The 26,584-nt window shown below is 66.9% G+C and carries 27 protein-coding genes; 17 read left to right on the top strand and 10 right to left on the bottom strand.

What is annotated here, in order from left to right:
- Positions 1-28: 28 nt before the first annotated feature.
- Complete coding sequence (gene mgtE / locus LC060_RS16845; RefSeq protein ID WP_226637661.1) at positions 29-1,504, bottom strand: magnesium transporter; 1,476 nt, start codon at positions 1,502-1,504, stop codon at positions 29-31.
- Positions 1,505-1,700: 196 nt separating this feature from the next.
- Here mgtE and LC060_RS16840 point away from each other — a divergent pair, with 196 nt between their 5' ends.
- Positions 1,701-2,165 carry a peptidylprolyl isomerase gene (locus LC060_RS16840; protein WP_039390356.1) on the top strand — a complete coding sequence of 155 codons (465 nt, stop codon included), beginning with the start codon at positions 1,701-1,703 and terminating at the stop codon, positions 2,163-2,165.
- A gap of 154 nt (positions 2,166-2,319) precedes the next feature.
- Positions 2,320-3,027: a rhomboid family intramembrane serine protease gene (locus LC060_RS16835; protein WP_226637659.1), complete on the top strand. Its 708-nt coding sequence runs from the start codon at positions 2,320-2,322 to the stop codon at positions 3,025-3,027.
- Positions 3,028-3,106: 79 nt separating this feature from the next.
- On the opposite strand, the gene LC060_RS16830 is transcribed toward LC060_RS16835, so the two are convergent.
- From LC060_RS16830 to LC060_RS16815, 4 genes are all read right to left on the bottom strand, one after another.
- Positions 3,107-3,991 (bottom strand): LysR substrate-binding domain-containing protein, encoded by an 885-nt coding sequence (locus LC060_RS16830; protein WP_052322151.1) that lies wholly within the window; start codon positions 3,989-3,991, stop codon positions 3,107-3,109.
- A 63-nt stretch (positions 3,992-4,054) separates the two neighbouring features.
- Positions 4,055-4,972 carry a hemolysin family protein gene (locus LC060_RS16825; protein WP_148627708.1) on the bottom strand — a complete coding sequence of 306 codons (918 nt, stop codon included), beginning with the start codon at positions 4,970-4,972 and terminating at the stop codon, positions 4,055-4,057.
- Positions 4,973-4,995: 23 nt separating this feature from the next.
- Entirely contained in the window at positions 4,996-5,487 is a 492-nt protein-coding gene (gene ybeY, locus LC060_RS16820) for an rRNA maturation RNase YbeY (RefSeq protein WP_039390360.1), read from the bottom strand.
- A gap of 320 nt (positions 5,488-5,807) precedes the next feature.
- Positions 5,808-6,860: a PhoH family protein gene (locus LC060_RS16815; protein WP_226637657.1), complete on the bottom strand. Its 1,053-nt coding sequence runs from the start codon at positions 6,858-6,860 to the stop codon at positions 5,808-5,810.
- 361 nt (positions 6,861-7,221) lie between these two features.
- On the opposite strand from LC060_RS16815, the gene LC060_RS16810 reads away from it, so the two are divergent.
- Positions 7,222-7,713 (top strand): RcnB family protein, encoded by a 492-nt coding sequence (locus tag LC060_RS16810; protein ID WP_226637655.1) that lies wholly within the window; start codon positions 7,222-7,224, stop codon positions 7,711-7,713.
- Positions 7,714-8,047: 334 nt separating this feature from the next.
- The gene (locus LC060_RS16805) at positions 8,048-8,680 is read left to right on the top strand and encodes a hypothetical protein (protein WP_226637654.1); all 633 of its coding nucleotides are present in this window, start codon (positions 8,048-8,050) and stop codon (positions 8,678-8,680) included.
- Positions 8,681-8,715: 35 nt separating this feature from the next.
- Here the strand turns inward: LC060_RS16805 and LC060_RS16800 are convergent, their stop codons facing one another.
- The 3 genes from LC060_RS16800 to LC060_RS16790 all read right to left on the bottom strand — a co-directional run bounded on the left by LC060_RS16800 (position 8,716) and on the right by LC060_RS16790 (position 11,752).
- Positions 8,716-9,423 (bottom strand): alpha/beta fold hydrolase, encoded by a 708-nt coding sequence (locus tag LC060_RS16800; RefSeq protein ID WP_226637652.1) that lies wholly within the window; start codon positions 9,421-9,423, stop codon positions 8,716-8,718.
- A 19-nt stretch (positions 9,424-9,442) separates the two neighbouring features.
- Entirely contained in the window at positions 9,443-10,789 is a 1,347-nt protein-coding gene (gene miaB / locus LC060_RS16795; RefSeq protein WP_226637650.1) for a tRNA (N6-isopentenyl adenosine(37)-C2)-methylthiotransferase MiaB, read from the bottom strand.
- 63 nt (positions 10,790-10,852) lie between these two features.
- Positions 10,853-11,752: a bestrophin family protein gene (locus LC060_RS16790; RefSeq protein WP_226637648.1), complete on the bottom strand. Its 900-nt coding sequence runs from the start codon at positions 11,750-11,752 to the stop codon at positions 10,853-10,855.
- 367 nt (positions 11,753-12,119) lie between these two features.
- Here LC060_RS16790 and LC060_RS16785 point away from each other — a divergent pair, with 367 nt between their 5' ends.
- The 9 genes from LC060_RS16785 (at position 12,120) to tatC (ending at position 19,679) form a co-directional block, all read left to right on the top strand.
- Complete coding sequence (locus LC060_RS16785; RefSeq protein ID WP_226637646.1) at positions 12,120-12,476, top strand: DUF4168 domain-containing protein; 357 nt, start codon at positions 12,120-12,122, stop codon at positions 12,474-12,476.
- A 241-nt stretch (positions 12,477-12,717) separates the two neighbouring features.
- Positions 12,718-14,466 (top strand): arginine--tRNA ligase, encoded by a 1,749-nt coding sequence (gene argS, locus LC060_RS16780; protein WP_226637645.1) that lies wholly within the window; start codon positions 12,718-12,720, stop codon positions 14,464-14,466.
- Between the two features lie 39 nt (positions 14,467-14,505).
- The gene (locus LC060_RS16775; protein WP_226637643.1) at positions 14,506-15,414 is read left to right on the top strand and encodes an SPOR domain-containing protein; all 909 of its coding nucleotides are present in this window, start codon (positions 14,506-14,508) and stop codon (positions 15,412-15,414) included.
- 105 nt (positions 15,415-15,519) lie between these two features.
- Complete coding sequence (gene nagZ / locus LC060_RS16770; protein ID WP_226637641.1) at positions 15,520-16,533, top strand: beta-N-acetylhexosaminidase; 1,014 nt, start codon at positions 15,520-15,522, stop codon at positions 16,531-16,533.
- A 108-nt stretch (positions 16,534-16,641) separates the two neighbouring features.
- Complete coding sequence (locus LC060_RS16765; protein ID WP_226638230.1) at positions 16,642-17,427, top strand: segregation and condensation protein A; 786 nt, start codon at positions 16,642-16,644, stop codon at positions 17,425-17,427.
- Positions 17,424-18,074 (top strand): SMC-Scp complex subunit ScpB, encoded by a 651-nt coding sequence (scpB, locus tag LC060_RS16760; protein WP_226637639.1) that lies wholly within the window; start codon positions 17,424-17,426, stop codon positions 18,072-18,074. Before LC060_RS16765 ends, scpB begins: the two co-directional genes overlap by 4 nt.
- Positions 18,075-18,140: 66 nt before the next feature.
- A complete protein-coding gene (locus LC060_RS16755; RefSeq protein ID WP_226637637.1) occupies positions 18,141-18,383 on the top strand; it encodes a twin-arginine translocase TatA/TatE family subunit in 243 nt (80 codons plus the stop codon).
- Between the two features lie 21 nt (positions 18,384-18,404).
- Positions 18,405-18,866, top strand: a complete 462-nt coding sequence (gene tatB, locus LC060_RS16750) for a Sec-independent protein translocase protein TatB (RefSeq protein ID WP_226637634.1) — start codon at positions 18,405-18,407, stop codon at positions 18,864-18,866.
- A gap of 15 nt (positions 18,867-18,881) precedes the next feature.
- The gene (tatC, locus tag LC060_RS16745; RefSeq protein ID WP_226637632.1) at positions 18,882-19,679 is read left to right on the top strand and encodes a twin-arginine translocase subunit TatC; all 798 of its coding nucleotides are present in this window, start codon (positions 18,882-18,884) and stop codon (positions 19,677-19,679) included.
- A 155-nt stretch (positions 19,680-19,834) separates the two neighbouring features.
- On the opposite strand, the gene LC060_RS16740 is transcribed toward tatC, so the two are convergent.
- Complete coding sequence (locus LC060_RS16740) at positions 19,835-21,571, bottom strand: amidohydrolase (RefSeq protein ID WP_226638229.1); 1,737 nt, start codon at positions 21,569-21,571, stop codon at positions 19,835-19,837.
- Positions 21,572-21,600: 29 nt separating this feature from the next.
- Entirely contained in the window at positions 21,601-22,569 is a 969-nt protein-coding gene (locus LC060_RS16735; RefSeq protein ID WP_226637630.1) for an NAD(P)-dependent oxidoreductase, read from the bottom strand.
- 125 nt (positions 22,570-22,694) lie between these two features.
- On the opposite strand from LC060_RS16735, the gene LC060_RS16730 reads away from it, so the two are divergent.
- The 4 genes from LC060_RS16730 (at position 22,695) to rpsO (ending at position 26,462) form a co-directional block, all read left to right on the top strand.
- A complete protein-coding gene (locus tag LC060_RS16730) occupies positions 22,695-23,948 on the top strand; it encodes a threonine ammonia-lyase (RefSeq protein WP_226637627.1) in 1,254 nt (417 codons plus the stop codon).
- A gap of 264 nt (positions 23,949-24,212) precedes the next feature.
- The gene (locus LC060_RS16725) at positions 24,213-25,052 is read left to right on the top strand and encodes an arginyltransferase (protein ID WP_226637626.1); all 840 of its coding nucleotides are present in this window, start codon (positions 24,213-24,215) and stop codon (positions 25,050-25,052) included.
- Between the two features lie 217 nt (positions 25,053-25,269).
- Positions 25,270-26,187: a tRNA pseudouridine(55) synthase TruB gene (gene truB, locus LC060_RS16720; protein ID WP_226637624.1), complete on the top strand. Its 918-nt coding sequence runs from the start codon at positions 25,270-25,272 to the stop codon at positions 26,185-26,187.
- A gap of 5 nt (positions 26,188-26,192) precedes the next feature.
- Positions 26,193-26,462, top strand: coding sequence for a 30S ribosomal protein S15 (gene rpsO / locus LC060_RS16715; RefSeq protein WP_039390382.1), 270 nt, complete (start codon positions 26,193-26,195; stop codon positions 26,460-26,462).
- Positions 26,463-26,584 lie beyond the last annotated feature (122 nt).

Here is a 26,584-nt window from a genome sequence, read left to right as displayed (position 1 = left end):
AACGCCAACACGGTTCTTGCGCGCGCGCTCAGCCGACCAGCCCGGACATCGTGGCAAGGCCCAGGAAGACGAGGAAGCCCATCGAATCGGTCGTCATCGTCACGAAGACCGAGGACGAGATCGCCGGGTCGGCGTTGAGGCGTTCGAGCGCGAGCGGGATCAGCACACCCGCCATTCCCGCGATCACGATGTTGGTCATCATGGCCGCGGCAATCACCCCGCCCAGCATCGGGTTGCCGAAGATCAGCGAGACCGCGATGCCGATGATGACGGCAACGGTGCCGCCATTCAGGAGCGCGATGGTCATCTCGCGCCGGACCGCGCGCCAGGCGTTACTGGGGGTGAGCTGGTTCATCGCGAGCGCGCGCACGGTGACGGCCAGCGTCTGCGTGCCCGCGTTGCCGCCCAGCCCCGCCACGATCGGCATGAGCGTGGCGAGCGCGACCATGGCGGCGATGGTGTCCTCGAACATGGCGATGACCGCCGAGGCGAGCGTTGCGGTGAGCAGGTTCGCGATCAGCCAGCGCACGCGCCCCGACCAGGCATCGCGGATCGGCTCGTTGATGTCGCCATCGCCTGCACCGGAGAGGAGCAGGGCGTCCTCGCCCGCTTCCTCGGAGATGATGTGGACCACGTCGTCGACCGTGATCTGGCCGATCAGGCGGCCCGAGGTGTCGACCACCGCGGCCGAGATCAGCGCGTACTTCTGGAAGCGCAGCGCGACCTCTTCCTGGTCCATGTCGACCGGGATCAGCGTCTGCTCGCGCTTCATCACGTCGTAGAGCGGGATGTTGCGCGGGCAGCGCAGGATCCAGGACAGGACGCAGGTGCCGATCGGGCGGTGCATCGGATCGACGATGAACACTTCCCAGAACTCGGTCGGCAGTTCGCGGTGTTCGCGCAGGAAATCGATGAGGTCGCCCACGGTCATCGTCTCGGGCACGGCCACGAACTCGCGGCTCATCATGCGCCCGGCGGATTCGTCGGGGTAGGACAGCGCCGATTCGATGGCCGCGCGGTCTTCCGGCTCCATCTCGGCCAGGACCGCGCGCTGGTTGTCCTCGTCGAGGTCCTCCAGCATCGCGACGGCATCGTCGGTGTCGAGCTCGCCTGCAAAGCCCGCGACGACTTCGGCGGGCAGCGTCTCGACGAGGAGCTCGCGCACCCAGTCGTTCAGCTCGGCGATGACCTCCACGCCCATGAGGTCGCGGATCGAGCGCGCCAACACCGGGCGCTCGTCGGCATCGACCAGCTCGAACAGGTCGGCGATATCGGCGGGGTGGAGCGGTTCGACCAGTTCGTAGACGCGGTCGAAGTCTTCCTCCCACAAGGCGTCCTTGACCGCGCGGACATAGTCGGCCTTGAGGCGGTTGTCCTCGTCGAGGCTTTCGCTCTCGGCTTCGGGCTCACCGTCCGGATCCTCGGGAAATTCGGACGCATCAAGGCTCTGGTCGCGCAGATCCGCGTCCTCGATGCGTTCGTCCTTGAGATCCGTATCGCTCATGGGGCGGGTCTACGCGGCAATTTCGCAATTGCAACAGTTCCCCCCGGCATGGATGAATTTCGTGCACGCCGGCTGCGCGGAACGTGACAATGGCGCACCATCGCCTATATCGGGGGCCGGTTCACATGGCGCCCGCCCCCGCGCGGCCTGCCAGCACACCTAACGGCCCGCATCCGCGCGGCGACAGGAGTTTTCGATGGCTGATGAATTTCTCACCTTCACGCTCGACACCGGCAACGGCGAAGGCGGTGACGTCAAGATCAAGCTGCGCCCCGACCTGGCCCCCGGCCACGTTGAGCGCATCAAGGAACTGACCTCGGAAGGTTTCTACGACGGTATCCTCTTCCACCGCGTGATCCCCGGCTTCATGGCGCAGGGCGGCTGCCCCAACGGCACCGGCATGGGCGGTTCGGACAAGCCCGACTTGCAGGCCGAATTCAGCGCCGAGCCGCACGTGCGCGGCGTGTGCTCGATGGCCCGCACCAGCTACCCGCACTCGGCCAACAGCCAGTTCTTCATCTGCTTCGACGATGCGCGCTTCCTCGACAAGCAGTACACCGTCTGGGGTGAAGTGGTCGAAGGCATGGACCACGTCGATGCGCTGCCCAAGGGCGAGCCGCCGCGCGAGCCGGGCAAGATCGTGAAGGCCGCGCTCTCGTAAGATTGCGGGCCGCATCCGTGTCCCCTTGCGGGCGCGCGGATACGCTGAAAAAGGGCGCTTCCTCTTGAGGGAGCGCCCTTTTTTCATGGGCGTGATCCAGAACACACCCCTGCGGCGAATCGCTTGATACCATCGTGCCTTGATGGAGGGTGTGATGAGCAGCGAACGGGTGGCGGTGCACATACGCGCAGAGGAGTGCGGGACCGGGCGGGAGGAGCGCTCTGGCCCCGTGATTGCCTGGCAGGACTATGCGCCCAGCTGGGCGCTGCTCGGCTTCATGGTCTACGTCTTCGTCGTGCGCCTGTTCGACACCGACCACATGCTGGCCTGGCGGGTCTCGCACGAGGCGATCGCAGGGGGGCACCTCGCCACGCTGCAGATGCACATGTTCGCCCATGCGTCCGCGCTGCACCTGGCGATCACGGCGTTCGCCTTCGTGCCGCTCGCCGCGCTGGCGGTGCATCGGCTGGGCGGAGGGCTGTGCGCCTGGCTGCGCCTGGGCCTGCTCTTCGAGGCAAGCGGGCTGGCCGGGGGGCTGGCCTATCTTGCGCTCCACCGCGCCGGGGCTGAGGGCCTGCTCGGCGCCTCGGGCGTGGTGTTCGGACTGATCGGCTTCCTCGCCCGGCACAAGGCGATGCGTGCGGGCGTGGGCGAGGTCTGCTCGGTGGCGATGGGGCGCGAGGTACTGGCCATGGCGCGGACCCAGTTCTGGGCGGTCTGCGCGCTGGGCGGGGTGCCGGTGCTTTTCGGGGCCGCCTCGGGCCTGGCCTGGGAGGCCCATCTGGGCGGCTTTGTCACCGGGTTCCTGCTTGCCCCGGCCCTGGTGGCGCTGGGCAGGGCGGGTGCTTCCGGCGAGGGATAGACCGACGGGCCGGATCGCGCTGATCCGGCCTGACGGACGTAAGGGGGGCTTGCGGTGTTCGGGCCGTGGCCCGGACGTTCTAGAGGCCGGCCTGCTGCAGCCACTCGTGGAACATGCGCACGGGCCGCGTTTCGAGCGCCTTGGGGCGGCACACGAACCAGTAGCGGTAGGGGCTTTCCACATCGATGTCGTAGAGGCGCGCGAGGCGGCCGTCGTTCGAGCGGCGGAAGTGGTCATCGTGCATGATCGCGATGCCCAGTCCCTGCGCGGCGGCTTCGAGGACGAGCTGTCCGGAATCGAACTTGTCGACCGAAGCAGGCTCCAGATCGGGCAGGCCGATCGCCTTCTTCCAGGCATCGAGGCTGTCGGGCAGGTCCTGGTGGATCAGGAAGGTCTGCTTGGAGAGCTTGTCCTTGTCCGGGCGCGGTCCCAGGTCGTTCGCCATCTCGCGCGAGACGATGCCGTAGACCTTGTTGTGGTCGAGCTGGACGCGGTAGAAGGCCGGGTCGGGTTCCTTGGCCAGGATCACGGCGGCATCGAGCGTGTCGCCCACGCGCGCTTCGAGGTGCGTGCCGGTGTCGATGTCGATGTGCAGGCGCGGGTGCAGCTTGCGCAGCTCGGGCAGGCGCGGGAACAGGCGCTGACCACCGAACAGCGAAGGCACGCCCAGGTGCAGGCGCAGCACCTGGCCGCGGTCGATCTGCGATTCCACCGCCTCGGCCAGCTCTTCAAGCTTGGGGCCGACGACGTTGTAGAAGGCCTGGCCTTCGTCGGTCAGCTTCATCGCCTGGTGCTGACGGGTGAACAAACGCTTGCCGGTGAAGTCCTCGAGAGCGGCGACACGGCGGGAGAGGGCGGACGGACTGAGCGCGAGCTCGTTCGCGGCGGCCTTGGCGGAACCTAGGCGGACGACGCGGACGAACGCTTCAAGCGCGCGCAGTGGGGGAAGTCGACGTACGGGCAATGTCTCTGGTCTTTTCGCTTCGGTTCACCGCGCGCGGGAGTGCGACGGTGTGCATGGGTACTCTCAGTCTTCCTCTCGGACGGGCTCTTCGAGAGGCGGGTGGAGGCGAAGCCTCGTGACGTGCCGCTCGTTGCCGTCGGTAATTTCTATGCGCCAGCCGCTGTCGTGCTCCAGGATCGTGCCGACCTGGGGGACCTGCTCGGCGAGGACGAAAGCCAGGCCGCCCAGAGTATCCACGGCTTCCTCGATCTCGGCAAGGCGCGGGTCGATGCGCTCGGCAACGTCCTCGAGTTCGGCGCGCGAATCCGCGTCCCAGACCCCATTCTCGAGCGGCACCAGCCACTCTTCGGCGGCCTCGTCGTGCTCGTCCTCGATATCGCCGACGATTTCCTCGACGAGGTCCTCGATGGTGATGATGCCGTCGGTGCCGGTGTACTCGTCGATGACGACGGCGAGGTGCACGCGCTGGGCGCGCATGTCGGCCAGGACGTCGAGCGCGCCGCGCGCCTGGGGCACGAACAGCGGCCGGCGCAGCAGGCTTGTCCAGTCGGCCGGGGCGGGTTCCCCGCGCGCGAGGATCGGGAACACGTCCTTGATGTGGATCATGCCCTTCACGTCATCGAGCGATTCGCCATAGACCGGCAGGCGCGAATGGCCGTGCTCGGCGAAGGCCTCGACCACTTCGTCGAAGCTGGCGGAAGCGGCAATCGCCACGATCTCGCCGCGCGGGATCGCGATGTCGTCGGCATCGTGCTCGGAAAAGTGGAGGAGGTTGCGCAGCATCTGGCGCTCGAGCGGCGACAGGTCGCCGCTGGGCGCCCCGTTTGCGTCGGTCTCGCCCTCATGGTTGTTGATGACGTCTTCCAGCTGCGCGCGCAGCGACTGGTCGGCGTCCCCCTGGAACAGTTTGCGGAATGCACGCCAGAGCGTGCCGGTACTGTCCCCGTCTCCTGGGTCGGTGTGGCGGCCATTTTCGGCCATCGTGATTGGGTATCCCTCGAAGGTTAGTTGCGGTCCCCATATGGGTCGGCAATGGCAAGAATCGCAAGTGCCTTTGTTTCGAGCGCCTCCATGGCCTCGGCATCGGCGTCGGAAATCTCATGGTCGAGGCCCGCCAGGTGGAGCAGGCCGTGGATCAGGAGGTGTGTTGCATGCTCCTGAATAGAAACATTTTTCTCGCTTGCTTCGCGCGCGCAGGTCTCCGCGGCGAGGGCGATGTCACCCAGCATTTCGGGCGGGCCGTCTTGCTGTAAATTCAACAGTTCGACACGTTCCAGCATGGGGAAGGAAAGAACGTTGGTGGGCTTGTCCTTGGCGCGCCACTCGCGGTTGAGCGTGTGCACCTGCGAATCCGAGGTGAACAGAACGCTGGTAAGCAGCCGTTCGTGGCCCAGTTCGGGAGCCACCTGGACGAGCGCCTCGAGCGCCCGTTCGGCCAGATCCACCCAATCGGTGTCGCCGGGCCAGGGGGCTTCGATGTCGATCTCGAGTTCCATCGCCGCCCCTTAGCGCTCCGAAGCGTCCGGGTCGAGCGGGGAAAAGCGGGAAATCGGCCCTTTTTGCAATCGATATTGCATGTCGCGCGTCACACCAAAGTCACGAAACGCAAGGCAATCGTGCAGGCCGAAAGGTCTGTGCGCAAACTGCAAGGGCGCCTGGCAGGGAGTAAGGAAGAGATGTTCCGAGGGCCATCGCCCTCGGGCTCCCGGAATGGTCTGGCTCACCCCTGTCGCGCCGCGTTGGCCGAGGATGGTGAGGTCGCCCATTCTGGGGTCAAGGGGTGATGACCCCTTGAACTCGTGTCTTCCTGCTTTGCTCAGCTCTCGTCGTACTGCGAAAGCGGTCCCTCATAGGCTTCGACGATGCGGCCCACGATGGGGTGGCGCACGACGTCGGCGGCCGAGAAGCGGGTAACGGCGATGCCGTCCACGCCTTCGAGCTTGGTCACGGCATCGGCGAGGCCCGACATGCGGTCGCCGCCGGGGATGTCGACCTGCTTGGGGTCGCCACACACCACCATGCGGCTGTTCTGGCCGAAGCGGGTGAGGAACATTTTCATCTGCTCACGCGTGGTGTTCTGCGCCTCGTCGAGGATGACGAAGGCATCGGCCAGCGTGCGCCCGCGCATGAAGGCGATCGGCGCGATCTCGATCTCGCCGCTGGCGAGGCGCCGTTCCACCTGTTCGGGCGGCATGCAGTCATAGAGCGCGTCGTAGAGCGGGCGCAGGTAGGGATCGACCTTGTCCTTCATGTCGCCGGGCAGGAAGCCCAGCTTCTCGCCCGCCTCGACCGCAGGGCGCGAGAGGATCAGGCGCTGGACCGAGCCGGTCATCAGCTGCGAGACGGCCTGGGCGACCGCAAGGTAGGTCTTGCCCGTGCCCGCGGGGCCGAGCGCGAAGATCACGTCCGACTTCGACAGCGCGCGCATGTATTCGATCTGGGTGGTCGAGCGCGGCACGATGGTCTTGCGCCGGGTGCGGATCATGATCGGCGGGCCCTTGCCGCCGTTGTCCGCATCGCCGGTGATGATGCCATCGAGTGTGGGTTCGGCCGACATCGAGATGAGCGCCTCGATCGCGCCTGAATCGAGCTCCTGGTGACCCTGTTCAAGCTGCCGGTACATGCCCGTCACCGTTTCGCGCGCGCGGGCGACAGCGTCTTCGGGCCCCTCGATCTGGATCTTGTTGCCGCGCGCGGCGATGTAGACGCCGAGGCGGTTCTCCACCTGCACGAGATTGGAATCGAACTGTCCGAACAAGGCCCCCAGCAGCGTGGGTTCGTCGAATTCCACTTCGACACGGGCGCGACGGTGGGTGTCGGGCCTCAGGTGCACCGTATCGTTGTCGGCGCGGGCTGCTTTACGGGCCATGCGTTCCTTTCTGATGAGGATGGTTTGCTTCCAAGGCGAAAGATGGCCCTGTGCGCGCCCGCTTGCAAGAGGGGCGTGGATCGCAGGGGCGTTGGCAGTGGAAAAGAATCAGCTCTCAAAGTCCTCTCCGAGCATCGCTGAGGCCGCGCAATCTATCGGATCCTGAAATTATTTTCAGATGGTTGCTGCCCCGATCTGGCGGCCGATCCCACGCATTTGTGCGGGTTTCTCGGGACCTGTCGCAGCGCTGCGACACTGCTGAGCGCTGGCTGTACGGCCCACTCTCTCTTCGTTCATCTAAGGTAGTTCAAACCTGAATGCCCAGACCGCCACCCCGGCTGCATGTTGAAGGAGTTTTTTCATGCGTAAGTTCATCCTGATGGCCCTTGCCGCCAGCGTTGCCGTTCCCACCCTGGCGGTGCCGACGATGGCCTCGGCCCAGAGCTACCGCGAGGCGCGCGAAAGTCAGCGCGCCGTGCGCGAGGCGCGCCGTGACCTGCGCCAGGCCGAGCGCCATGGCGACCGCCGCGATGTCCGCGAGGCCCGCCGCGACGTGCGCAGCGCGAGCCGCGAGGCCCGGCAGGACTGGCGCGACTACCGCCGCGGCCACCGCAACGTCTACCACCGCTCGGCCTATCGCGGACCCTCGGGCTATCGTTACCGCCCGGTCGCGGTGGGGCACCGTTTCCAGCCTGCCTATTACGGTAGCCGTTACTGGGTGAACGACTACGCCCGCTATCGCCTGCCCGCGCCTCGCGCCGGTGCGCGCTGGGTGCGTTACAACAACGACGTGGTTCTGGTGAACGTCCGCAATGGACGTGTTCTCACCGTCTACAACGGCTTCTTCTGGTAAGTTTCCCTCTCCAACGAGTCCCCTACGGCGGCCCCGGTGCGCAAGCACCGGGGCCGCTTTGTATTTGGGGGCTGCGGAAGGGAGAGGGAGAGATAGTCAGAAGAGAGATATCCCAGGGCCATCGCCCTCGGGCTCCCCAAACTGTCGAGCTCACCTTCCACGCGCTACCGCGGCTGAGAATGGTGAGGCTGCCCATTTCGGGGTCAAGGAGCGATGGCCCCTTGAAATGATACCTCCCTTCTCCCCTCGAAAAGATGCGCCTTTGCGGTGAGTTGGGGCCTGCTCCGCGCAGGTGTGCTTGCCCGGGGCGCACAGGGCCGATAGCCTGCGTACCATGAACCAATCTCTCGTGGCTTCGCCTGCCGCCCCGTCGGCTCGTCTCGGTCTTGCGCGCAAGGGTGTTCCCGTAGCTGCGCTCGCGCTCGCGCTGGCACTCGCGGGCTGCAAGGGCGATGCGCCGCCGGCTGGGGAGCCGAGCGCGACGGCCAGTGCGGGGGCGTCCGACACGCTCGTCGCGGATCCCGAGGCCTTCGTGCAGAACTATGTCGAGGAAGAACTGGGCGGCGATCTGGGCGTGGTGCACGTCAATAGCGCGAAAATGGACCTCGATGGCGATGGCACCGAGGAAGTGCTCGCCTACGCCAGCGGGGCGATGATGTGCGGGACGGGTGGGTGCAATCTGCTCGTGCTCAAGCCCGAGGGCGACAGCTTCCGGATCGTGGGCGATCTATCGGTCGTGCAGCTGCCTGTCGGCGTGCTGGACAGCACGACCAACGGCTGGCGCGACCTTGCCGTTTCGGTTTCCGGCGGGGGCATGGCCGCGGGTATCCGCCGCGTGCCTTTCGACGGAGAGCGCTACGCCTCCAACCCGACGAGCGCCGGGATCGACGAGGCGGCAGGCATGGGCACCGTGCTCATCACGCCCGACGATCTCAATCCGCCCGAGGACGCTGACGCGCAGCCCTGAATCGGGGCCCTGAGGCGGGGCCAGAGCCGGGCGCGTCAGGCGGCGAGCCAGTCGCGCAGGTGCACGGTGACCGCCGCGCCCTGTTCCATCGGCGCCATGTGGCCGCACTGCTCCACGAGTTCGAGCCGCGCACCGGGTGTGTGGGCGGCAATGTCGCGGGCGCGCTGAGGCGGTGTGAGCTTGTCCTGCGCGCCCGCCAGCACCAGCGCAGGAACATTGATCCGGGCAAGGTCGGCGTGCGAATCGGGGCGGGCCATGATCGCGCGCTGCTGGTTGGCGTACGTCTCCAGTCCGACGCCGAGCGCCATGGCCACGACCGCTTCGGCGGTGGTGCGCTCGGCATCGGGATGGACGAGCCGCCGCAGGCTGCCGCGCAGCACTGCCTCCAGACTGCGCTTGCGCGCCGTGGTGATCGCGGCCTGGCGCAGCCGCGCCGCGTCGGCATCGTCGGCGCCCGCGCTGGTGTCCAGAAAGGCGATCCGGCTGACCCGCTCGGGGGCCTGGCGCCAGATTTCCATCGCCACGTAGCCCCCCATGGAAAAGCCCGCGAGCGCGAAGCGCGGCGGGGCCGCGGCAAGGATGCGGCGCGCCATGGCGGGCAGGGTGTCGTCGTGCAGCGTGTCGCCGATCATGGGGGCGGCGATGTCGGCAAGCCCTTCGACTTGCGCGGCCCACAAGGTCTCGTCGCACGACAGGCCCGGGACAAGCACGAGCGGCTGGCGCGCCTCGGCGCCCCTCGGCATGGCGGTCATCGTTGCAGGGTCAGGCCGAGGCGGGGACCTTCAGCGCGCCCGCGATCGAGTTGGGCCCGGCTTCGACCAGCTCGACGGTGACGACATCGCCCACGGCGACATCGCCCGTGAAGTGGACCGATTGCAGCCAGGGCGACTTGCCCAGCCACTGTCCGGGATGCTTGCCGCGCCGCTCGACGAGGACTTCGCAGGTCTTGCCGACAGAGGCGGTGTTGAAGGCGTACTGGTCGCGGTTGAGCGCTGTCTGCAGGCGCCTCAGGCGCTCGTCCATGACGGGCATGGGGACCTGATCGCCCATCGTCGCGGCCGGAGTGCCCGGGCGCGGCGAGTACTTGAAGCTGAAGCACTGGGCATAGCCGACCGTATCGACCAGCTTGAGCGTCTCCTCGAACTCGGCGTCGGTCTCGCCGGGGAAGCCGACGATGAAGTCGCCCGAGAGCGCGATGTCGGGGCGTGCCTTGCGCACCTCTTCCAGGATGGAGAGGTACTTCTCGACCTGGTGTGCGCGGTTCATCGCTTTCAGCACGCGGTCGCTGCCCGACTGCACGGGAAGGTGCAGGAAGGGCATGAGCTTGGCGACATCGCCGTGGGCCTCGATCAGGCCGGGCGTCATGTCGTTGGGGTGGCTGGTGGTGTAGCGGATGCGGGCCAGATCGGGGATTTCGGCCAGCTCGCGGATGAGGCCGTCGAGCCCGACGCTCTGCCCCTTCGCGTTCTCGCCGGTCCAGGCGTTGACGTTCTGGCCCAGGAGCGTGATCTCGCGCGCGCCGGCCTCGACGAGGCGTTTGGCCTCTTCGATCAGGTCGGCGTGCGGGCGGGAGATTTCCGCGCCGCGGGTATAGGGCACCACGCAATAGGTGCAGAACTTGTCGCAGCCTTCCTGCACGGTGAGGAACGCGGTGGGCCCGGAGCGGCGGCGCTTGGGCAGCGCGTCGAATTTGGTCTCGGCGGGCATGTCCGTGTCGGTCATGCGCTGGCCTTGCGAGGCCGCCTTCACCATGTCGGGGAGGCGATGGTAGGCCTGCGGGCCGACAACCATCTTCACGGCCGGTGCGCGCGCCATGATCTCTTCGCCCTCGGCCTGCGCGACGCAGCCTGCCACCGCGATCAGCGGTGAGGAGCCATCCTCGCGGCGCAGGCGGCCAATGTCCGAATAGACCTTTTCGGCTGCCTTTTCACGGATGTGGCAGGTGTTGAGGACGACGAGGTCGGCATCCTCGCCCTCGGGCGCGGGGGTAATCCCCTGCTCGGCCAGGAGTTCGGCCATGCGATCGCCGTCGTAGACGTTCATCTGGCAGCCAAAGCTCTTGACCCGGTAGGTCTTCGGATTCGCAGGGGTGGGCGCAGAATTGGACATGGCGCGCCGTTACACGCCTTTGCGCGGGTTTTGAAGAGGGAGAGGTGCCGGGAGCGGCGCGCTTCAGTTCAGCACGTAGCCGTCCGGTTCGAGGACAGGGGGCAGTTCGCGGTGGCCTGCGGTGTGGAGCAGATCGCGTTCGATGGTGCGGACCATGGCGGCAAGCGGCAGGTCGTTCTCGTCGCGGCCGAAGGGATCGCTGAGCTGGTCGCCCAGCGCATCGAGGCCAAAGAAGGCGTAGGCGACAAGGAAGGCGGGGAAGGGCGCCCACCAGCCCAACTGCGGGACCAGCGCGAAGGGCAGCAGCAGGCAGAAGGCATAGGCCGTGCGGTGGAGCAGCAGCGAATAGGAGAAGGGCACCGGCGTCGCCTTGATCCGCTCGCACCCGCCCTGGACCGAGGCCATTTCGCTGAGCTGGGTTTCCAGCACCGAGTAGTGGATCGCATCGATCACGCGTGCATCCGCCAGCGCGCGGCAGCCCATGCCGACCGCGCGCAGGACCGCGTCGGTGGGATTGGGTGCGCTTGTCCAGTCCGCGTCGCGCGCGGCGTGGCGGGCAATGGCGGCGACTTCGTCCTCCTCGCGAAGGCGCGCGGCAAGTCCGGCGGTGAAACCCGCGAGCGTCTCGAGCAGCGGGGCAGCCTGCGCGCGCTCCAGCGTCGCGGTCTGGCGCGCGAAGCTGCGCGTGGCGTTGATGAGGCGCCCCCATAGCTGGCGGCCTTCCCACCAGCGGTTGTAGCACACCGTGTTGCGAAAGCTCATGAAGATCGAGAGCGAGAGGCCGATCAGGGTGAAGGGCATCGCGTGGAGCGGGGCCAGCCAGGACGGCGCGGCCTGTCCGATCAGAACGGCAATCAGCGAGGCCGCCAGCACGACGAGAAGCGGGCGCAGGATCTGCGGCAGGATCGAGCCGCGTGTGGCGATCAGCACATCGCGGAAGCTGGGGGTGTTGCGTACGATCATTGGGGCAGGGCTCTGGATGGAGCGCGACTCGCGCCGGGAATGGACGCTTTAGCCAATCCGAAGGACAGTTCCGAGGGCCATCGCCCTCGGGCTTACCGAACTGTCTAGCGCACGTTGCGCACGTCATGGTTGCTGCAAAAGGCGAGCTTGCCGATTCTGGGGGCAAGGGGCGATGGCCCCTTGAAAGGTCCTGTCCTTCTGGCTTTCGTCGCGGCTGAAGAACGGCCTGACAGCGCAATTTGTTGCCTGTTTGTCAATGGCTTCGCTTTGTCTCGGGAGAGCCACGCGGCGTCAGGTGCGCGCTTGCATCGAGGTCTCGCGTGCCGAAATTGAGGCTCGAACGTGACGAAAACGATCGGAGAACGACATGAACCGCATGAAGCTTGCCCTTGCGGGCACCGCAGCCCTTGGCGCCGTCGCAACCGGCGGTGCCGTCCAGGCCCAGAGCGCTCCGCAATCTGCCCCCCAGCAGGCGCCCGGCGCATCAGCCTCGAGCGCGGATTTCAGCGACCAAGAGGTGAAGCAGTTCGCCACCGCCGCGGTCAGCATCCAGAACATTCAGAAGGACACCGCGGCCTCGGCCGAGGAGAAGCAGACCAAGATGGCGGGCGCCGTCCAGAGCTCGGGCCTGTCTCCTGAGAAGTTTAACCAGATCGCGGTCGCCTCGCGCAGCGACACGACCCTCATGCAGCGCATCCAGTCGGCCGCAACCGGCAATCCGTGATGGCTTAGTGCCGTGATGCGCTGATGTGGCCCTGCAGGGCCGCATGGACCGGGAGGCCGCTGCGTCTCCCGGCTGTCTCCTCCCGCCTTTGCCCCTCTGATTCCGGCGGGTCGGGAGACAGGGAAAAGGCAGGTGTCCTCCGGGATGCCTGCCTTTTTTCGTGGGGGACCGCTTCGCGGCGCGCGCCCGGGCGCTACGGCCTGTTCCCCTTTTCGCAAACTTGGGCTATCCGCGCGCCATCATGACCACGATCCAGACCCTTTACGCCGCCTTCGCTGGCCACCTTTCGACCGCGCTCGACGCGCTGGAAGCCGCAGGAACCCTGCCGGGCGAACTGAAGCGAAGCGCGATCACGGTCGAGCCGCCGCGCGATCCCTCCCACGGGGACCTGGCGACGAACGCGGCGATGGTCCTGGCCAAGCCTGCCAAGATGAAGCCGCGCGACCTTGCCGAGGCGCTCGTCGCTGAACTTTCGAAGCTCGATGCGGTGACCTCTGCCGAGATCGCGGGTCCGGGCTTCATCAACCTGCGCCTGGCACCTGCCGCGTGGATCGACGAGCTGGGCGCGATCGCATCGCTTGGCGCGGACTACGGCCGCTCGACCCTGGGCGGGGGCAGCACGGTCAACGTCGAATACGTCTCGGCCAACCCGACCGGCCCGATGCACATGGGCCACTGCCGCGGCGCGGTAGTCGGCGATGCGCTGGCGACCCTGCTCGAATACGCGGGCCACAAGGTCATCAAGGAATACTACGTCAACGACGCGGGCGCGCAGGTGCAGGTCCTCGCGCGCTCGGCGCACATCCGCTACCGCGAGGCGCTTGGCCTGGGCGAGGCGGTGATCCCCGAAGGGCTCTACCCGGGGGACTACCTGAAGCCGGTGGGCGCGAAGCTCGCCGAAGAGTTCGGCGACCAGTACGCCGAGGCGCCCGAATCGGAATGGCTGGCCCTGTTCCGCGTGAAGGCGGTCGCCGCGATGATGGACATGATCCGCGCGGACCTTGCCCAGCTGGGTATCCGCCACGATGTGTTCAGCTCGGAAGCCGAGCTGCAGGCCAGCGGCAAGCCCGCCGAGGCCGAAGCGTGGCTGCGCGAACGTGGCCTGGTCTATGACGGCGTCCTCGAAGCGCCCAAGGGCAAGACGCCCGAGGACTGGGAGCCGGTCGAGCTGCCGCTGTTCAAGTCGACCCAGTTCGGCGACGATCAGGATCGCCCGATCAAGAAGTCGGACGGGACCTGGACCTACTTCGGCGCCGACCTCGCCTATCACTTCCAGAAGGCGCAGAGTGCCGATGCGCTCGTCGACATCTGGGGCGCGGACCACGCCGGGACGGTCAAGCGGATCAAGGCTGCGGTCAAGGCGATGACGGGGGCGCAAGGCGAGGCGACTCCCTTCGAGATCAAGCTGGTGCAGATGGTTCAGCTCCTGCGCGACGGCGAGCCGGTCAAGATGTCCAAGCGTTCGGGCAACTTCATCACTATCGCCGACATGGTCGAGGAAGTGGGCAAGGACGTGGTGCGCTTCACCATGCTCACGCGCAAGCCTGACGCGCAGATGGACTTCGACTTCGCCAAGGTGGTGGAGACGAGCAAGGACAACCCGGTCTTCTACGTCCAGTACGCCCACGCGCGTATCCAGTCGATCCTGCGCAAGGCCAAGGCCGACCTCGACACGGTCGCTTCGGCTGAACATGTCGCCCTTCTGGGCGAGGACGATCTGGAGCTGGCCAAGCTGCTCGCGCAGTTCCCGCGCGTGATCGAGGCGGCCGCCATCGCGCGCGAACCGCACCGCGTGGCGTTCTACCTCCACGATCTGGCCGCCGCGTTCCATGGGTATTATAACCTGGGTAACGATAGTCCGGAAAAGCGGATTGTTAACGCATCGGACGTTAACCTTACATCCGCGCGGCTGTTCCTGGCCGTGCAGGTGGGGCAGATCATTCGCAACGGCTTGGCGCTTCTGGGCGTCGAGGCCGTGGAGGAAATGTGATTTATGACGCACGGGGCTTCGGACAGGACTGAGGACGGCATGTCCGCGGCAAATGGATCGGGCGCGGGGCCGGGTGCAGGTACCGGTGGGGCCTGGACCTCCGCCAATGGCCTGGGCACCGATCCCCAGGCACCTGGTGCCGAGCCCGACCCTTTCGGGCCCGATCCCTTCGGTGCCGAGCACGATCCCTTTCCCATGCCCGGCGCTGCCCCGGCTGCGGGCGTCGCGGCGAGTTTCGGCACGGCCGCTCCCGCCGCCTCCGAAAGTGCCGACGAACTGGATCTGGGCGATGGCGAGATGCGCCTGCCCTGGCTCGAAGGCGATGATGAGGACTACGAGGACGAACGCGGCGGGATGGGCCAGACCACGATCCTGCTGCTGGCCGCGCTCGTCGCCATTGCCCTTCTGGGTGGCGGCATTCTGTGGGCGCTGGCCGGGCGCTCGGATGACGAACTCGTCGCCGATGGCGGCGTGATCGAGGCGCCTGAGGAACCCTACAAGACCCGTCCCGAGAACCCCGGCGGCGAAGTCGTGAGCGGTACCGGCGACACCAGCTTCGCGGTGGCCGAAGGCCAGTCGCGCACGCCCCAGATTGCCGAGGAGGAACTTCCCGAGCCCGGCTTCGATGGTCTGGAGGAGGACGAACCCAGTGCCGCCGCGCCTCAGCCCAAGCCCTCGCCTACCGCCAAGGCGGAGGAGCCCGCGGCGCCCAGCGGCGTGGGTGTCCAGGTCGGCGCCTACACCTCGCGCGAGGGCGCGGAGAAGGGCTGGCAGACGCTGAAGGGCCAGTACGCGCCTTTTGGGGAGATGAGCCACCGCGTGGTGCAGGGCCAGGCCGATATCGGTACGGTCTATCGCCTCCAGGCACTTCCGGGCGATCTCAAGGCGGCCAAGGCGCTGTGCGCAGACATGCGCGGCGCAGGGCTCGCCTGCCAGGTCAAGAACTGAGCGGAACATCACGGCGGGCGGGTGCGGCGTACCCGTCCCGCGCTCGTCCACACATCGTGCATCGGGCGTGCTTGCCTGCCTGCGCGGATTGGGCGATAAATCGGCATGGTTCCTGCGATTTTCGGCCTTTCGGGGCACGTCCTCACGGCGGATGAAGCCGCCTTCTTCCGCGACGCCGATCCGGCCGGCTACATTCTCTTCGGGCGCAATGTCGCCGACCGCGCCCAGCTGCGCGCGCTGACCGATGCGCTGCGCGATCTGCATGGCCGCGACGACCTTTTCATCTGCATCGACCAGGAAGGCGGGCGCGTGGCGCGCATGAAGCCGCCGGTCTGGCCCGCCTATCCGCCGGGCGAGGTGTTCGACCGCCTTTACGACCATGCCCCCGCCACCGCCATCGAGGCGGCGCGCGCCAACGGCGAGGCGCTTGGACTCGATCTGGCGCAAGCGGGCATCACGGTCGATTGCCACCCCTCGCTCGATGTGCGCCAGACAGGCGCGCACGATGTCATCGGTGACCGCGCCTTCGGCCATGATCCGATGCGCGTGGCCGCGCTCGGCCGTGCAACGCTCGACGGCCTGGCCCGCGCGGGCGTGGTGGGCTGTATCAAGCACATTCCCGGCCACGGACGCGCCATGGCCGACAGCCACAAGGAACTGCCCACTGTTACTGCCAGCGCGGAGGAGTTGGAGGTTGACCTGCGGCCTTTCCGTACGCTGGCGCACGCGCCCATCGGGATGACCGCGCACGTGCGCTACACCGCCTGGGACGCGGACAATCCGGGCACGCTCTCGCCCTTCGTGGTGCAGGAGATCATCCGCGGGCGCATCGGCTTCGACGGGCTGCTCCTGACCGACGATCTCGACATGGAGGCGCTTTCGGGCTCAGTGCCCGAACGCGCGGCGCGCGCCATTGCGGCGGGCTGCGACATTGCGCTCAACTGCTGGGCAAAGATGGACGACATGGTGGGGATCGCGAAGGTGCTGCCCACGATCACGCCCGAAGCCTGCGCGCGACTGGAGCGGGCCATGGCCTCCTGCCCCGAAGGCGCGGGCACCGGCGATCACGCCGCGCTCATCGCCCGGCGCGAGGCGCTGCTGGCGCAGGGCGTCGCCTGAGGCGTGGCCGGGGACGGCGAACCTTCGCCTTCGCGCGGCGTGCCCCGCGAGCCGGGCCCCCGTGATTCGGTCGGGCGTGATCCGGTCGGGCGTGATCCCGGCATCGCGCTGGGCGAAGCGGAAGCGGTGTGGGATGCGGTCTCGCCCGCCGAGCAGCGCCGCCAGGCGCTCTACATTGAGATCGAGGGCTGGGAAGGGCCGCTCGACCTCCTGCTCGATCTCGCGCGGCGCCAGAAGGTGGATCTGCGCCGCATTTCCATCCTCGAACTCGTCGATGCCTATCTCGACTACATCGACACGGCGGGCGAGATGCGCCTCGAGATCGCGGCGGACTACCTCGTGATGGCGGCCTGGCTGGCCTATCTCAAGTCCTCGTTGCTGCTCCCCAAGGAGGAACAGCCCGATCCCAGCCCCGAGGAGCTGGCGATGCGCCTGCAACTGCGTCTCCAGCGCCTGGGTGCCATGCGCGAGGCGGCGGCCCGGCTGATGGGGCGCGACCGGTTGGGGCGCGACGTTTTCCCGCGCGGTGCGCCCGAGGGGCTGCGGGTGGAGAAGCGCAACGCCTGGCAGTGTTCCTGGCTCGACCTCGTGCGCGCCTATGGCGATGTGAAGCTGCGTGCCCAGCCCGCCGTCCATCACGTGCGCGAGCGCATGGTGATGAGCCTCGACAGCGCGATTGCGCGGGTCTCGGCAATGGTGGGCGTCGCCCTCGACTGGATGGAGCTGCGCGAATTCGTGCCCCCTTCCAAGGAGGACTGGGCCGATCCACAGCTGCGCAAGTCCGCGCTCGCCTCCAGCTTCGTCGCCGCGCTGGAACTTGCCAAGGCGGGCAAGGTCGAACTGGTGCAGGAGAGCGTCTTCGGGCCGCTCCAAGTGCGGGCGCTGCCGACATGAGCGCGCCGGATACCCCTGTACCCGATGATATGGAACGCGCGGTCGAGGCGACGCTGTTCGCGGCCGAGGCGCCGATGACGGCCGAGCAGATCTCGCGGCATCTGGGCGATGGCGAGGTGCGTCCGGCGCTCAAGGCACTCCAGGCGCACTACCAGGGGCGTGGCATCCAGCTTGTCGAGCGGGGGCGCCACTGGCACTTCGAGACCGCACCCGACCTGGCCCACCTCCTGCGCCGCGAGAAGGAGGAGGTGCGCCGCCTCTCGCGCGCGGCAACCGAGGTCCTGGCCATCGTGGCCTATCACGAGCCCGTCAGCCGCGCCGAGATCGAGGCGATCCGCGGCGTGCAGACCGCCAAGGGGACGCTCGACGTGCTGATTGAGGCGGGCTGGGTGCGCACGGCGGGGCGCCGCGAGGTTCCCGGCCGGCCCGTGATCTACGCCACGACCGACGCATTCCTGGCGCATTTCGGGCTGTCTTCGCGCAAGGAATTGCCCGGACTTGACGAATTACGTGCAGCGGGGCTGCTCGAAGCGGTCGATGATGCTATGGTAGAGGACGCATTGCGACCCGGAATTTCAGCGGAAACCCAAGAAGGTGACCGTCCTGCGACCGAACCGGGTCTAAACGATGACAGGCTTTCAACTTAGTTGGAAAACGCCTAGATGACCCGTGAAGGGCCGGAATCGGTCGCACGTATTTTTGGAGTTGGGATAATGGGTAGCTTCTCGATCTGGCACTGGCTGATTGTCCTGGTGATCGTGCTCGTGCTGTTCGGTCGCGGCAAGGTCTCCGAAATCATGGGTGACTTCGGCAAGGGCATTAAGAGCTTCAAGCAGGGCATGAACGAGGACGAGGACGAGGCCAAGCCCGCCAAGTCGGACACCAAGCCCGCGCAGATCACCTCGGCCGACCCCGCGCCCAGCGCGAGCGAAACCACCAAGAGCGACCAGGCCTGAGCCTGACGGCCGGATACGGCTATGCTGGATATCGGAGCCACGGAACTCCTGATGGTCGTCATCGTGGCGGTCGTCGTCATCGGGCCCAAGGACATGCCCCTGGCGATGCGCACGGCGGGCCGCTGGATCGGCAAGTTGCGCAAGGTCACGGGGCATTTCCGCGCCGGGATCGATGCGATGGTGCGCGAAGCCGAGCTCGAGGAGATGGAGCAGAAGTGGCGCGAACAGAACGAGGCGATCATGAAGGCGGCCCCCAAGCTGCCGACCGCCGAGGAGATGGAAGCGCCGCGCAAGGCCAAGACCGACGCCGAGAAGGCGAACAACGTCGAGGGTGACGCCCCGGCAGAGCCTGAGGCGCTGCCCGCCCCCGAACCGGCGTCCACGTCCTCTGGCGAGGCTCCTGCGCCGTCCGCAGCGACGCCGCAAGCCAGCTCCGAGCCCCAACCCGTGCCGGCCTCCGACCCGGCCCGCCCCGCGTCCTGATCGAGCATTCGCGCCATGGCCTTCAAGATTTCCGACATCGACGATTCGCAGGCTCCCCTGCTCGATCACCTCGTCGAATTGCGCGCGCGCCTTGTGCGCGCGTTTCTGGCCTTTGGCGTTGCCTTTGGCATCTGCTTCTATTTTGCCGACGATATCTTCGGCTTTCTGGTCCGCCCGCTGACCGCCGCCTTCCCGGCGGGTGAGGGCAAGCTGATCTACACCAAGCTCTACGAAGCCTTCTTCGTGGAAGTGAAGATCGCGGTCTTCGCGGCCTTCTTCTTCAGCTTCCCGGTGATCGCCAACCAGATCTGGGCCTTCATTGCGCCGGGCCTCTACGCCAAGGAAAAGAAAGCCTTCCTGCCGTTCCTGGTGGCGACCCCGATCCTTTTCACGATGGGCGCGGCGCTGGCCTACTACGTGGTCATGCCGACCGCCTTCCACTTCTTCCTGGGCTTCCAGGGAAGCGCGGGGGGGCTCCAGCTCGAGGCGCTTCCGGGCACCGGCGATTACCTCTCGCTCGTCATGCAGTTCATCCTCGCCTTCGGCATCAGCTTCCTGCTGCCGGTGCTGCTGATGCTGCTCAACCGCGCGGGGATCGTGACCCGCACGCAGGCTGTGGCCGCGCGCCGCTACGTAATCGTCGGGATCTTCGTGGTCGCCGCGATCGCGACCCCGCCCGACGTGATCTCGCAGGTCCTCCTCGCGGTGCCGCTGTTGCTGCTCTTCGAAGGCACGCTGCTCCTCATGTGGTTCACCGAACGCCGTGATGCGAAGGTCGCGGAGGATGATCCGGTAGAGGCTCCGGCGGAGTAAGCGTTCCAGAGGTAGAAGAGAGTGATTCCGAGGGCCATTGCCCTCGGGCTCCCCGAACTGTCCAGCTTACGTCGCGCGCGCGGCCCTGGCCGAGATCGGTGAGGTTGCCGAGTTTGGGGTCAAGGGGCGATGGCCCCTTGAAAATACACTTCGTACTACCGCCCTTTCTGGCCGTCCTCGATGTCTTCCTCGGGCCGCAGCGCGTCTTCGCTTTTCGCGCTCTCTTCCGCGGCCCAGGCCTGCTGGCCGCCGATCCAGGTTTCCTTGACCGTGAGGTCACGCAGGGCTTCGGGGCTGACCGTCATCGGGTCCTTGTCCACGAACAGGAAGTCCGCGCGGTAGCCCTTGGCGATACGTCCCAGGCGGTCCTCGGCGAACATCGCGTAGGCCGCGCCCGTGGTGTAGGCCGAAAGGGCGGCTTCGCGTGAGATCGTCTCCTGCGGCTGCCAGCCGCCGAAAGGCTGGCCGTCCGCGCCCTGCCGGGTCACGGCAACCGCCATGCCGGTGAAGGGGCGCGCGGGTTCGACCGGGGTGTCCGAGCCGAAGGCGAGCGTGGCCCCTGCATTGGCAAGCGATTTCCAGGCATAGGCGCCGGACAGGCGCGCCGGGCCCAGGCGGGCTTCGGCCATGGTGCGGTCGCTCGCCTCGTGCTGGGGCTGCATCGAGGCGATGGTGCCGTGCGCGGCAAAGCGTGTGATGTCGGCGGGGGCGAGGATCTGCGCGTGTTCGATGCGCCAGCGCCGGTCGCCGGTGTAGGTCGAGGACAGTTCGTCGAGCGCGTCGAGCACGACCGCGTTGGCCTCATCGCCGATGGCGTGGACCGCAACCTGGAAGTGGTCGAGCGCGGCGCGGCTCATCATGTTGGAAAGCTGGGTTTGCGAGAGGAGCGGCAGGCCGCGCGTTTCAGGATCGTCCGCGTAAGGCTCCTTGAGCCAGGCTCCGCGCGAGCCGAGCGCGCCATCGAGGAAGAGCTTCACACCGCTCAGGCGCAGGCGGTCGTCGTAGACCCAGGCCGAGGGGCCGGGCCCGCCGATAAGCTCCATGTTGGCAATCGAATCGGCGTAGGAGACGATGCGCACGCGCAGCCGTCCGGTGTCGCCCGCGCGGCGGAACGCCTGCCAGTCCTCGATGCTGGTGCCCATGTCGGCAACCGCGGTGACCCCGTTCCTGAGGAAGTCGAGCTGGGCTTCGGCCAGCGCGGCGTCGCGGTCCTCGGGGCGCGGAGCGGGGAGCTTGGCCTCGACCAGTTTGGCGGCCGCATCGACAAGGACGCCCTCGGGTGCGCCCGAAGCGGTGCGCACGATGCGCCCGCCTTTGGGGGCCTTGGTCTTGGCGGTGATGCCGGCCGCTTCGAGCGCGGCGGTGTTGGCCCAGCCTCCGTGCGCGTCGACCCGGGTCAGCCAGGCGGGCTTGCCGCCGGTCACGTTGTCGAGTTCGGCGGCGGTCGGCAGACGGCCCAGACCCCACTCGACCTCGTTCCAGCCCGTGCCCAGAATCCAGGGCGCCTCGGGATGGGCGGCGGTCCAGGCGGCGATGCGTGCCAGCGCCTCGTCGAGCGAGTGCGCCTGCGACAGGTCGAGCGTCAGCTTGGAAAAGCCCAGCATCATGACGTGCGTGTGCGCGTCGATCATGCCGGGGACCACCACCTGGCCCTCACCATCAAGGCGGTAGTCGGCGTACTTCGGGCGCTTCTCGCCCTCGTGATAGACCTCGGCGACGTGGCCGTCAGGCGCGATCAGGAAGCCGTCGAAGTGCTCGATCCCGCCCTTGCCGTCGGGCGAGAGTCCCTCGATGTTGTCGATGAGCGTGCCGGGGACCGGCTTTTCGACCTCTTCGGCCTTCTTCTTCTTGCGGGCTTCGGCGGGCACGGCGACGAGCGCCGTTCCCAGCATCGCGGTCAGAACCGCACGGCGAGCGAATGTCACGGACGGCTTTTCCTCGGCAGCCGCTTGACGATGGCGCTGGTGTCGAGACGCCCGCCGCCCATTGCCTGGATCTCGGCGAAGAACTGGTCGACGAGCCCTGCGACGGGGAGCGAGACGCCCAGGCCCCGGCCTTCCTCGAGGCTGAGCCCCAGGTCCTTGCGCATCCAGTCGATGGCGAAGCCGAAGTCGAATTCGTCCGCGTCCATCGAGGACCAGCGGTTGTCCATCTGCCAGGACTGCGCTGCGCCGCCCGAGATCGCCTCGTAGACCTTGTCCATGTCGAGGTGCGAGGCCTGCGCGAAGCGGACCGCTTCGGCCAGCGCCGCGATGTTGCCCGCGATGCAGATCTGGCAGGCCATCTTCGCAGTCTGCCCTGCGCCGGCCTTGCCGACATGGACGATGCGGCTGGAGTAGGCCTCCATCACCGGACGGGCGGCCTCGATGGCCGCGTCGCGCCCGCCGCACATGAGCGTGAGCGTGCCCTGTTCGGCGCCGATCTGCGAGCCGGTCATCGGTGCGTCGACGCACTGGATCTGGAGGTCGCGCGCTTCGACCGAGATCTGGCGGGCGATGCGCGCCGAGACGGTGGTGTGGTCGATGAAGGTCGAGCCCTTGCGCATCGTGCGAAAGGCCCCGTTGGGGCCGAGCACGACGTCGGCGAGATCATCGTCGTTGCCCACGCAGGTGATCACCACATCGGCGTCGAGCGCGGCGTGCGCGGGGTTGGCCGCGACGCGCGAGGCGAGGCCCGGGTTCTCCTCCTGCCAGCGCTTCAGCCGGTCGGGGGAGCGGTTGTAGATCGTCAGTTCATGGCCCGCCTCGGCAATGTGCCGCGCGATTTCGCCGCCCATCACCCCAAGGCCGATGAAGGAGACCTTGCGCGGTTCCACAGGAGGCCGCTCCAGCGTGGTTTCCTCGCCGGTCTGCGGCTCCTCGGCGTGTGCATCACTCATCTGTTCGGTCATGGCCTTGTCCTTAACGTGTTTTGGCCAAATGCAAACCGTCCTGCGACGGCGCTGCGCCCAGTCGAGAGGATAGGCGGCCCTTTGCCGCCTTTCAATTCCCCGGTAATTCCTTTAGGCGCCCCCGGATGGAACAGCCTGTATCGAAGCCTGCCGAAACGGCCGCAGACGCGGTCCTGACCCTCGATGATGTCCGCGCGGCATCGGGGCGCATTTCGGGCAATATTGTCCGTACGCCCACGATGCGCAGCCAGACGCTCAGCGAGATTACCGGCGCCGATATTTGGCTCAAGTTCGAAAATCACCAGTTTACCGCATCTTACAAGGAGCGTGGCGCGCTCAACGCGCTCATGCAGCTGAGCGAGGAGCGCAAGAGCCGGGGCGTCATCGCGGCCTCGGCCGGCAACCACGCGCAAGGGCTGAGCTACCACGGCACGCGCCTGGGCATCCCGGTCACCATCGTCATGCCGCGCACGACTCCGCTCGTAAAAGTCATGCAGACCGAGAGCGTGGGCGGCAAGGTCGTCCTTGAGGGCGAGAGTTTCGACGATGCCTACGCCCACGCCCGCAAGCTGGAGGCCGAGCACGGCTACACCTTCGTCCACCCCTTCGATGATCCGCACGTCGCGGCCGGGCAGGGCACGGTGGCGCTGGAAATGCTCGAGGACGTGCCCGATCTCGACACGCTGGTCGTGCCGATCGGCGGGGGTGGCCTCAGTTCCGGGATGGGCACGGCTGCGCGCGCGCTCAAGCCCGAGATGAAGATCTACGGCGTCGAGGCCCAGCTCTACCCCTCGATGTACAACGCCCTCAAGGGCATGAACCTGCCGATCGGGGGCGATACGCTGGCCGAGGGCATCGCGGTGTTCTCGCCCGGCGCGTTCACCTCGCGCACCCTGAAGGGCCTGCTCGACGACATCCTGCTGGTGAGCGAGCCCAAGATCGAGAGCGCGCTGGCGCTGCTCCTCCAGATCGAGAAGACGCTGGTCGAGGGCGCGGGCGCCTGCGGTCTGGCGGCCCTGATGGACAACCGCGACCTGTTCAAGGGCCGCAAGGTCGGCATCGTGCTCTCGGGCGGCAACATCGACACGCGCCTGCTCGCCAACGTGCTGCTGCGCGATCTGGCCCGGTCGGGGCGCCTCGCGCGCCTGCGCATCGGTCTGCAGGACCGCGCGGGCGCGCTGTTCAAGGTCGCCAAGGTGTTCCACGAGCAGAACGTGAACATCATTGAGGTCTTCCACCAGCGCATCTTCACGCACCTGCCCGCCAAGGGGCTGGTGACCGAGATCGAGTGCGAGGCACGCGATTCGGCGCAACTCGACGCGCTGATCGCCGCGCTCCACCGCGAGGGCTACGAAGTGCGCCGGGTCGAGACCGACTGAACCTCCCGTCCGGGCTTCTGCCCTGGGGGCCTTCCGGTCCCGCGCGGCGACCAGGGTAGGAATACATGGGGTGAAACCCGGCCCGATCCGGGACAAGGCTCCGGGATGGCGTGAATTTCGCGCGATCCCGGAAGCGCTTGCGCCACTTTTGTGGTTAAAACACTTTCAACGGCGGATACGCTCCTGCATATTTGCCGGAACAAGGGGCCTTCGCGGTGCCTTGATCGACCACGCAAGTAAGAAACAAGAGGACGCAGCGCCCCCGTGACGGCACCGGTTCGATTTCCCCGCTTCTTCGTGACCAGCCCCGCGCCGTGCCCCTATCTGCCGGGCCGGAGCGAACGCAAGGTGTTCACGGAGCTCAAGGGGCCGCACGCGGATTCGCTCAACGATGCGCTCAGCCGCATCGGCTTTCGCCGCAGCCAGACCGTCGCCTACCGCCCCTCCTGCATCGACTGCAGCGCCTGCATCTCGGTGCGCGTGGTCGCCAGCGAGTTTGCCGCCTCCTCTTCGCAGAAGCGCGCGCTCAAGGCGAACGACGATCTGGTCGTCACCGTCTGCCGCCCCTGGTCCACCAGCGAGCAGTTCGAACTGCTCCAGGCCTACCTTGCCGAACGCCATCCCGAAGGCGGGATGACCGCGATGGACGAGATCGACTACGCCGACATGGTCGAGCATACCCCCGTCACCAGCTATGTGGTCGAATACCGCGAACCGTCCGAGGACGGGGTGACGCCGGGCCGCCTTGTCGGCGCCTGCCTGACCGACCGCCAGTGCGACGGGCTGTCGATGATCTACAGCTTCTATGACCCGCAAAGCCCGCGCAAGGGCCTGGGCAACTACATCATCCTCGACCACATCCGCCGCTCGGTGGAGATGGGGCTGGGCTATGTCTACCTGGGCTACTGGGTCGAAGGTTCGGCGCGCATGCAGTACAAGGTGCGCTACCGCCCGCTTGAAAAGCTGGGCCGCGCCGGGTGGGAGCGCATGGCGCCTGAAGACCAGGACCGCCTCATCGCCGACGCCGTCGCCAATCCCCGCAAGGACGAGAGCCTGGGCTCCACGATGGGCAAGGACGGGATGACCGCCATTTCGCGCGACTGAGGCGCCATCACCTCTTGATCCCAAACCCGGCGACCTCACCCGTCTCAGCCAAGGCAGCGTGCGAGAGGTGAGTTGGACAGTTCGGGGAGCCCGAGGGCGATGGCCCTCGGAATCCGTTTTTCCTTCCTGGATTTGCCCGTGTTGACAAGCCCGCCCGCTTTGCCTCTTGGGGCGCCATGACGATGAACGCCCGACTTTCCTTTTGCGAGGTGCGCTGATGCCCCATGGCTGGATCATTCTCGACAAGCCGGTGGAGCTGGGCTCCACACAGGCCGTCGCCGCGGTCAAGCGCAACCTGCGCGAGGCGGGGTTCAACGTGAAGCTCAAGGGCGGGGTCAAGGTCGGCCATGGTGGCACGCTCGATCCGCTGGCCTCCGGCGTCCTTCCCATTGCGCTGGGTGAGGCGACCAAGCTGACGGGCCGGATGCTCGATGCGGATAAGACCTACCTCTTCACCCTGCGCTTTGGCGAGGAGACCGACACGCTCGATGCCGAGGGCAAGGTGATCGCGACGAGCGATGTCTTCCCCAGTGCGGAAGAGCTGGCCGCAGTCCTCCCGCAGTTCACAGGCCCCATCACCCAGGTCCCGCCCGCCTATTCCGCGCTCAAGATCGACGGCAAGCGCGCCTACGATCTGGCGCGCGCGGGTGAGGAAGTCACCCTCAAGTCGCGTGACGTCACGATCCACGCCCTTGAGATCCATGGCTTCGATGCCAATGACGGGGTGACCTTGCAGGCGCAGGTCTCCAAGGGGACCTATATCCGCAGCCTTGCACGCGACATCGCGCACGCGCTGGGAAGCTGCGGCACGGTCACCATGCTGCGCCGGATCAAGGCCGGGCCCTTCGACCTCTCGGGGGCGATTTCGCTGGACAAATTGAACGAAGTCGGTAAGGGCGCGCCTCTTGAGCAGTTACTCTTGCCGCTGGAGGCGGGGCTGGACGACATCCCGGCCATCGACCTCGACCCGGAGCAGGCAAGGGCGGTCCGACAGGGCCGTGTTCTGACCGGGATGCCCCAGGATGACGGGCTCTACTGGGCACGGATGGAAACCCTTCCGGTCGCGCTGGTGGAGCTTTCACACGGCGACGTCCGCGTGGTCCGGGGGTTTAACCTCACAGATGTCGCGGAGTGAATGACATGACGGTTACTGCCGAAAAGAAGACGGAAATCATTACGGACAACGCCCGCGTTTCGGGTGACACCGGATCTCCGGAAGTTCAGGTCGCGATCCTCACCGAGCGTATCCGCAACCTGACCGAGCACTTCAAGGCTCACCACAAGGACAACCACTCGCGTCGCGGTCTTCTCGCCATGGTCAACAAGCGTCGTTCGCTGCTGGCCTACCTCAAGAAGAAGGACGTGCAGCGTTACAACGACCTGATCCAGAAGCTGGGTCTGCGTAAGTAACAGCCAAATGTTTCGGCCCGCCTCTGGCGGGCCGTTTCATATTTCCGGCCAGCGTACGGGACCTATCCACCTGCGTTCCCCGTTGTGCTAAGGAAGACCCCGCCGGGGCCGGATGGCCGGCC

The sequence above is a fragment of the Novosphingobium profundi genome (assembly GCF_020524485.1).
In the GTDB taxonomy this organism is placed as follows: domain Bacteria; phylum Pseudomonadota; class Alphaproteobacteria; order Sphingomonadales; family Sphingomonadaceae; genus Novosphingobium; species Novosphingobium profundi_A.
The sequence above is the reverse complement of the archived record's forward strand: the minus strand, read 5'-3'. Positions and strand labels throughout refer to the sequence as shown.

Excerpts from the sequence above, each read along its gene's own strand:
- mgtE (WP_226637661.1), bottom strand. The coding sequence starts at position 1,504 with ATGAGCGATACGGATCTCAAGGACGAACGCATCGAGGACGCGGATCTG.
- LC060_RS16840 (WP_039390356.1), top strand. The coding sequence starts at position 1,701 with ATGGCTGATGAATTTCTCACCTTCACGCTCGACACCGGCAACGGCGAA.
- LC060_RS16835 (WP_226637659.1), top strand. The coding sequence starts at position 2,320 with ATGAGCAGCGAACGGGTGGCGGTGCACATACGCGCAGAGGAGTGCGGG.
- LC060_RS16825 (WP_148627708.1), bottom strand. The coding sequence starts at position 4,972 with ATGGCCGAAAATGGCCGCCACACCGACCCAGGAGACGGGGACAGTACC.
- ybeY (WP_039390360.1), bottom strand. The coding sequence starts at position 5,487 with ATGGAACTCGAGATCGACATCGAAGCCCCCTGGCCCGGCGACACCGAT.
- LC060_RS16815 (WP_226637657.1), bottom strand. The coding sequence starts at position 6,860 with ATGGCCCGTAAAGCAGCCCGCGCCGACAACGATACGGTGCACCTGAGG.
- LC060_RS16810 (WP_226637655.1), top strand. The coding sequence starts at position 7,222 with ATGCGTAAGTTCATCCTGATGGCCCTTGCCGCCAGCGTTGCCGTTCCC.
- LC060_RS16805 (WP_226637654.1), top strand. The coding sequence starts at position 8,048 with ATGAACCAATCTCTCGTGGCTTCGCCTGCCGCCCCGTCGGCTCGTCTC.
- LC060_RS16800 (WP_226637652.1), bottom strand. The coding sequence starts at position 9,423 with ATGCCGAGGGGCGCCGAGGCGCGCCAGCCGCTCGTGCTTGTCCCGGGC.
- miaB (WP_226637650.1), bottom strand. The coding sequence starts at position 10,789 with ATGTCCAATTCTGCGCCCACCCCTGCGAATCCGAAGACCTACCGGGTC.
- LC060_RS16790 (WP_226637648.1), bottom strand. The coding sequence starts at position 11,752 with ATGATCGTACGCAACACCCCCAGCTTCCGCGATGTGCTGATCGCCACA.
- LC060_RS16785 (WP_226637646.1), top strand. The coding sequence starts at position 12,120 with ATGAACCGCATGAAGCTTGCCCTTGCGGGCACCGCAGCCCTTGGCGCC.
- argS (WP_226637645.1), top strand. The coding sequence starts at position 12,718 with ATGACCACGATCCAGACCCTTTACGCCGCCTTCGCTGGCCACCTTTCG.
- LC060_RS16775 (WP_226637643.1), top strand. The coding sequence starts at position 14,506 with ATGTCCGCGGCAAATGGATCGGGCGCGGGGCCGGGTGCAGGTACCGGT.
- nagZ (WP_226637641.1), top strand. The coding sequence starts at position 15,520 with ATGGTTCCTGCGATTTTCGGCCTTTCGGGGCACGTCCTCACGGCGGAT.
- scpB (WP_226637639.1), top strand. The coding sequence starts at position 17,424 with ATGAGCGCGCCGGATACCCCTGTACCCGATGATATGGAACGCGCGGTC.
- LC060_RS16755 (WP_226637637.1), top strand. The coding sequence starts at position 18,141 with ATGGGTAGCTTCTCGATCTGGCACTGGCTGATTGTCCTGGTGATCGTG.
- tatB (WP_226637634.1), top strand. The coding sequence starts at position 18,405 with ATGCTGGATATCGGAGCCACGGAACTCCTGATGGTCGTCATCGTGGCG.
- tatC (WP_226637632.1), top strand. The coding sequence starts at position 18,882 with ATGGCCTTCAAGATTTCCGACATCGACGATTCGCAGGCTCCCCTGCTC.
- LC060_RS16740 (WP_226638229.1), bottom strand. The coding sequence starts at position 21,571 with ATGCTGGGAACGGCGCTCGTCGCCGTGCCCGCCGAAGCCCGCAAGAAG.
- LC060_RS16735 (WP_226637630.1), bottom strand. The coding sequence starts at position 22,569 with ATGACCGAACAGATGAGTGATGCACACGCCGAGGAGCCGCAGACCGGC.
- LC060_RS16730 (WP_226637627.1), top strand. The coding sequence starts at position 22,695 with ATGGAACAGCCTGTATCGAAGCCTGCCGAAACGGCCGCAGACGCGGTC.
- truB (WP_226637624.1), top strand. The coding sequence starts at position 25,270 with ATGCCCCATGGCTGGATCATTCTCGACAAGCCGGTGGAGCTGGGCTCC.
- rpsO (WP_039390382.1), top strand. The coding sequence starts at position 26,193 with ATGACGGTTACTGCCGAAAAGAAGACGGAAATCATTACGGACAACGCC.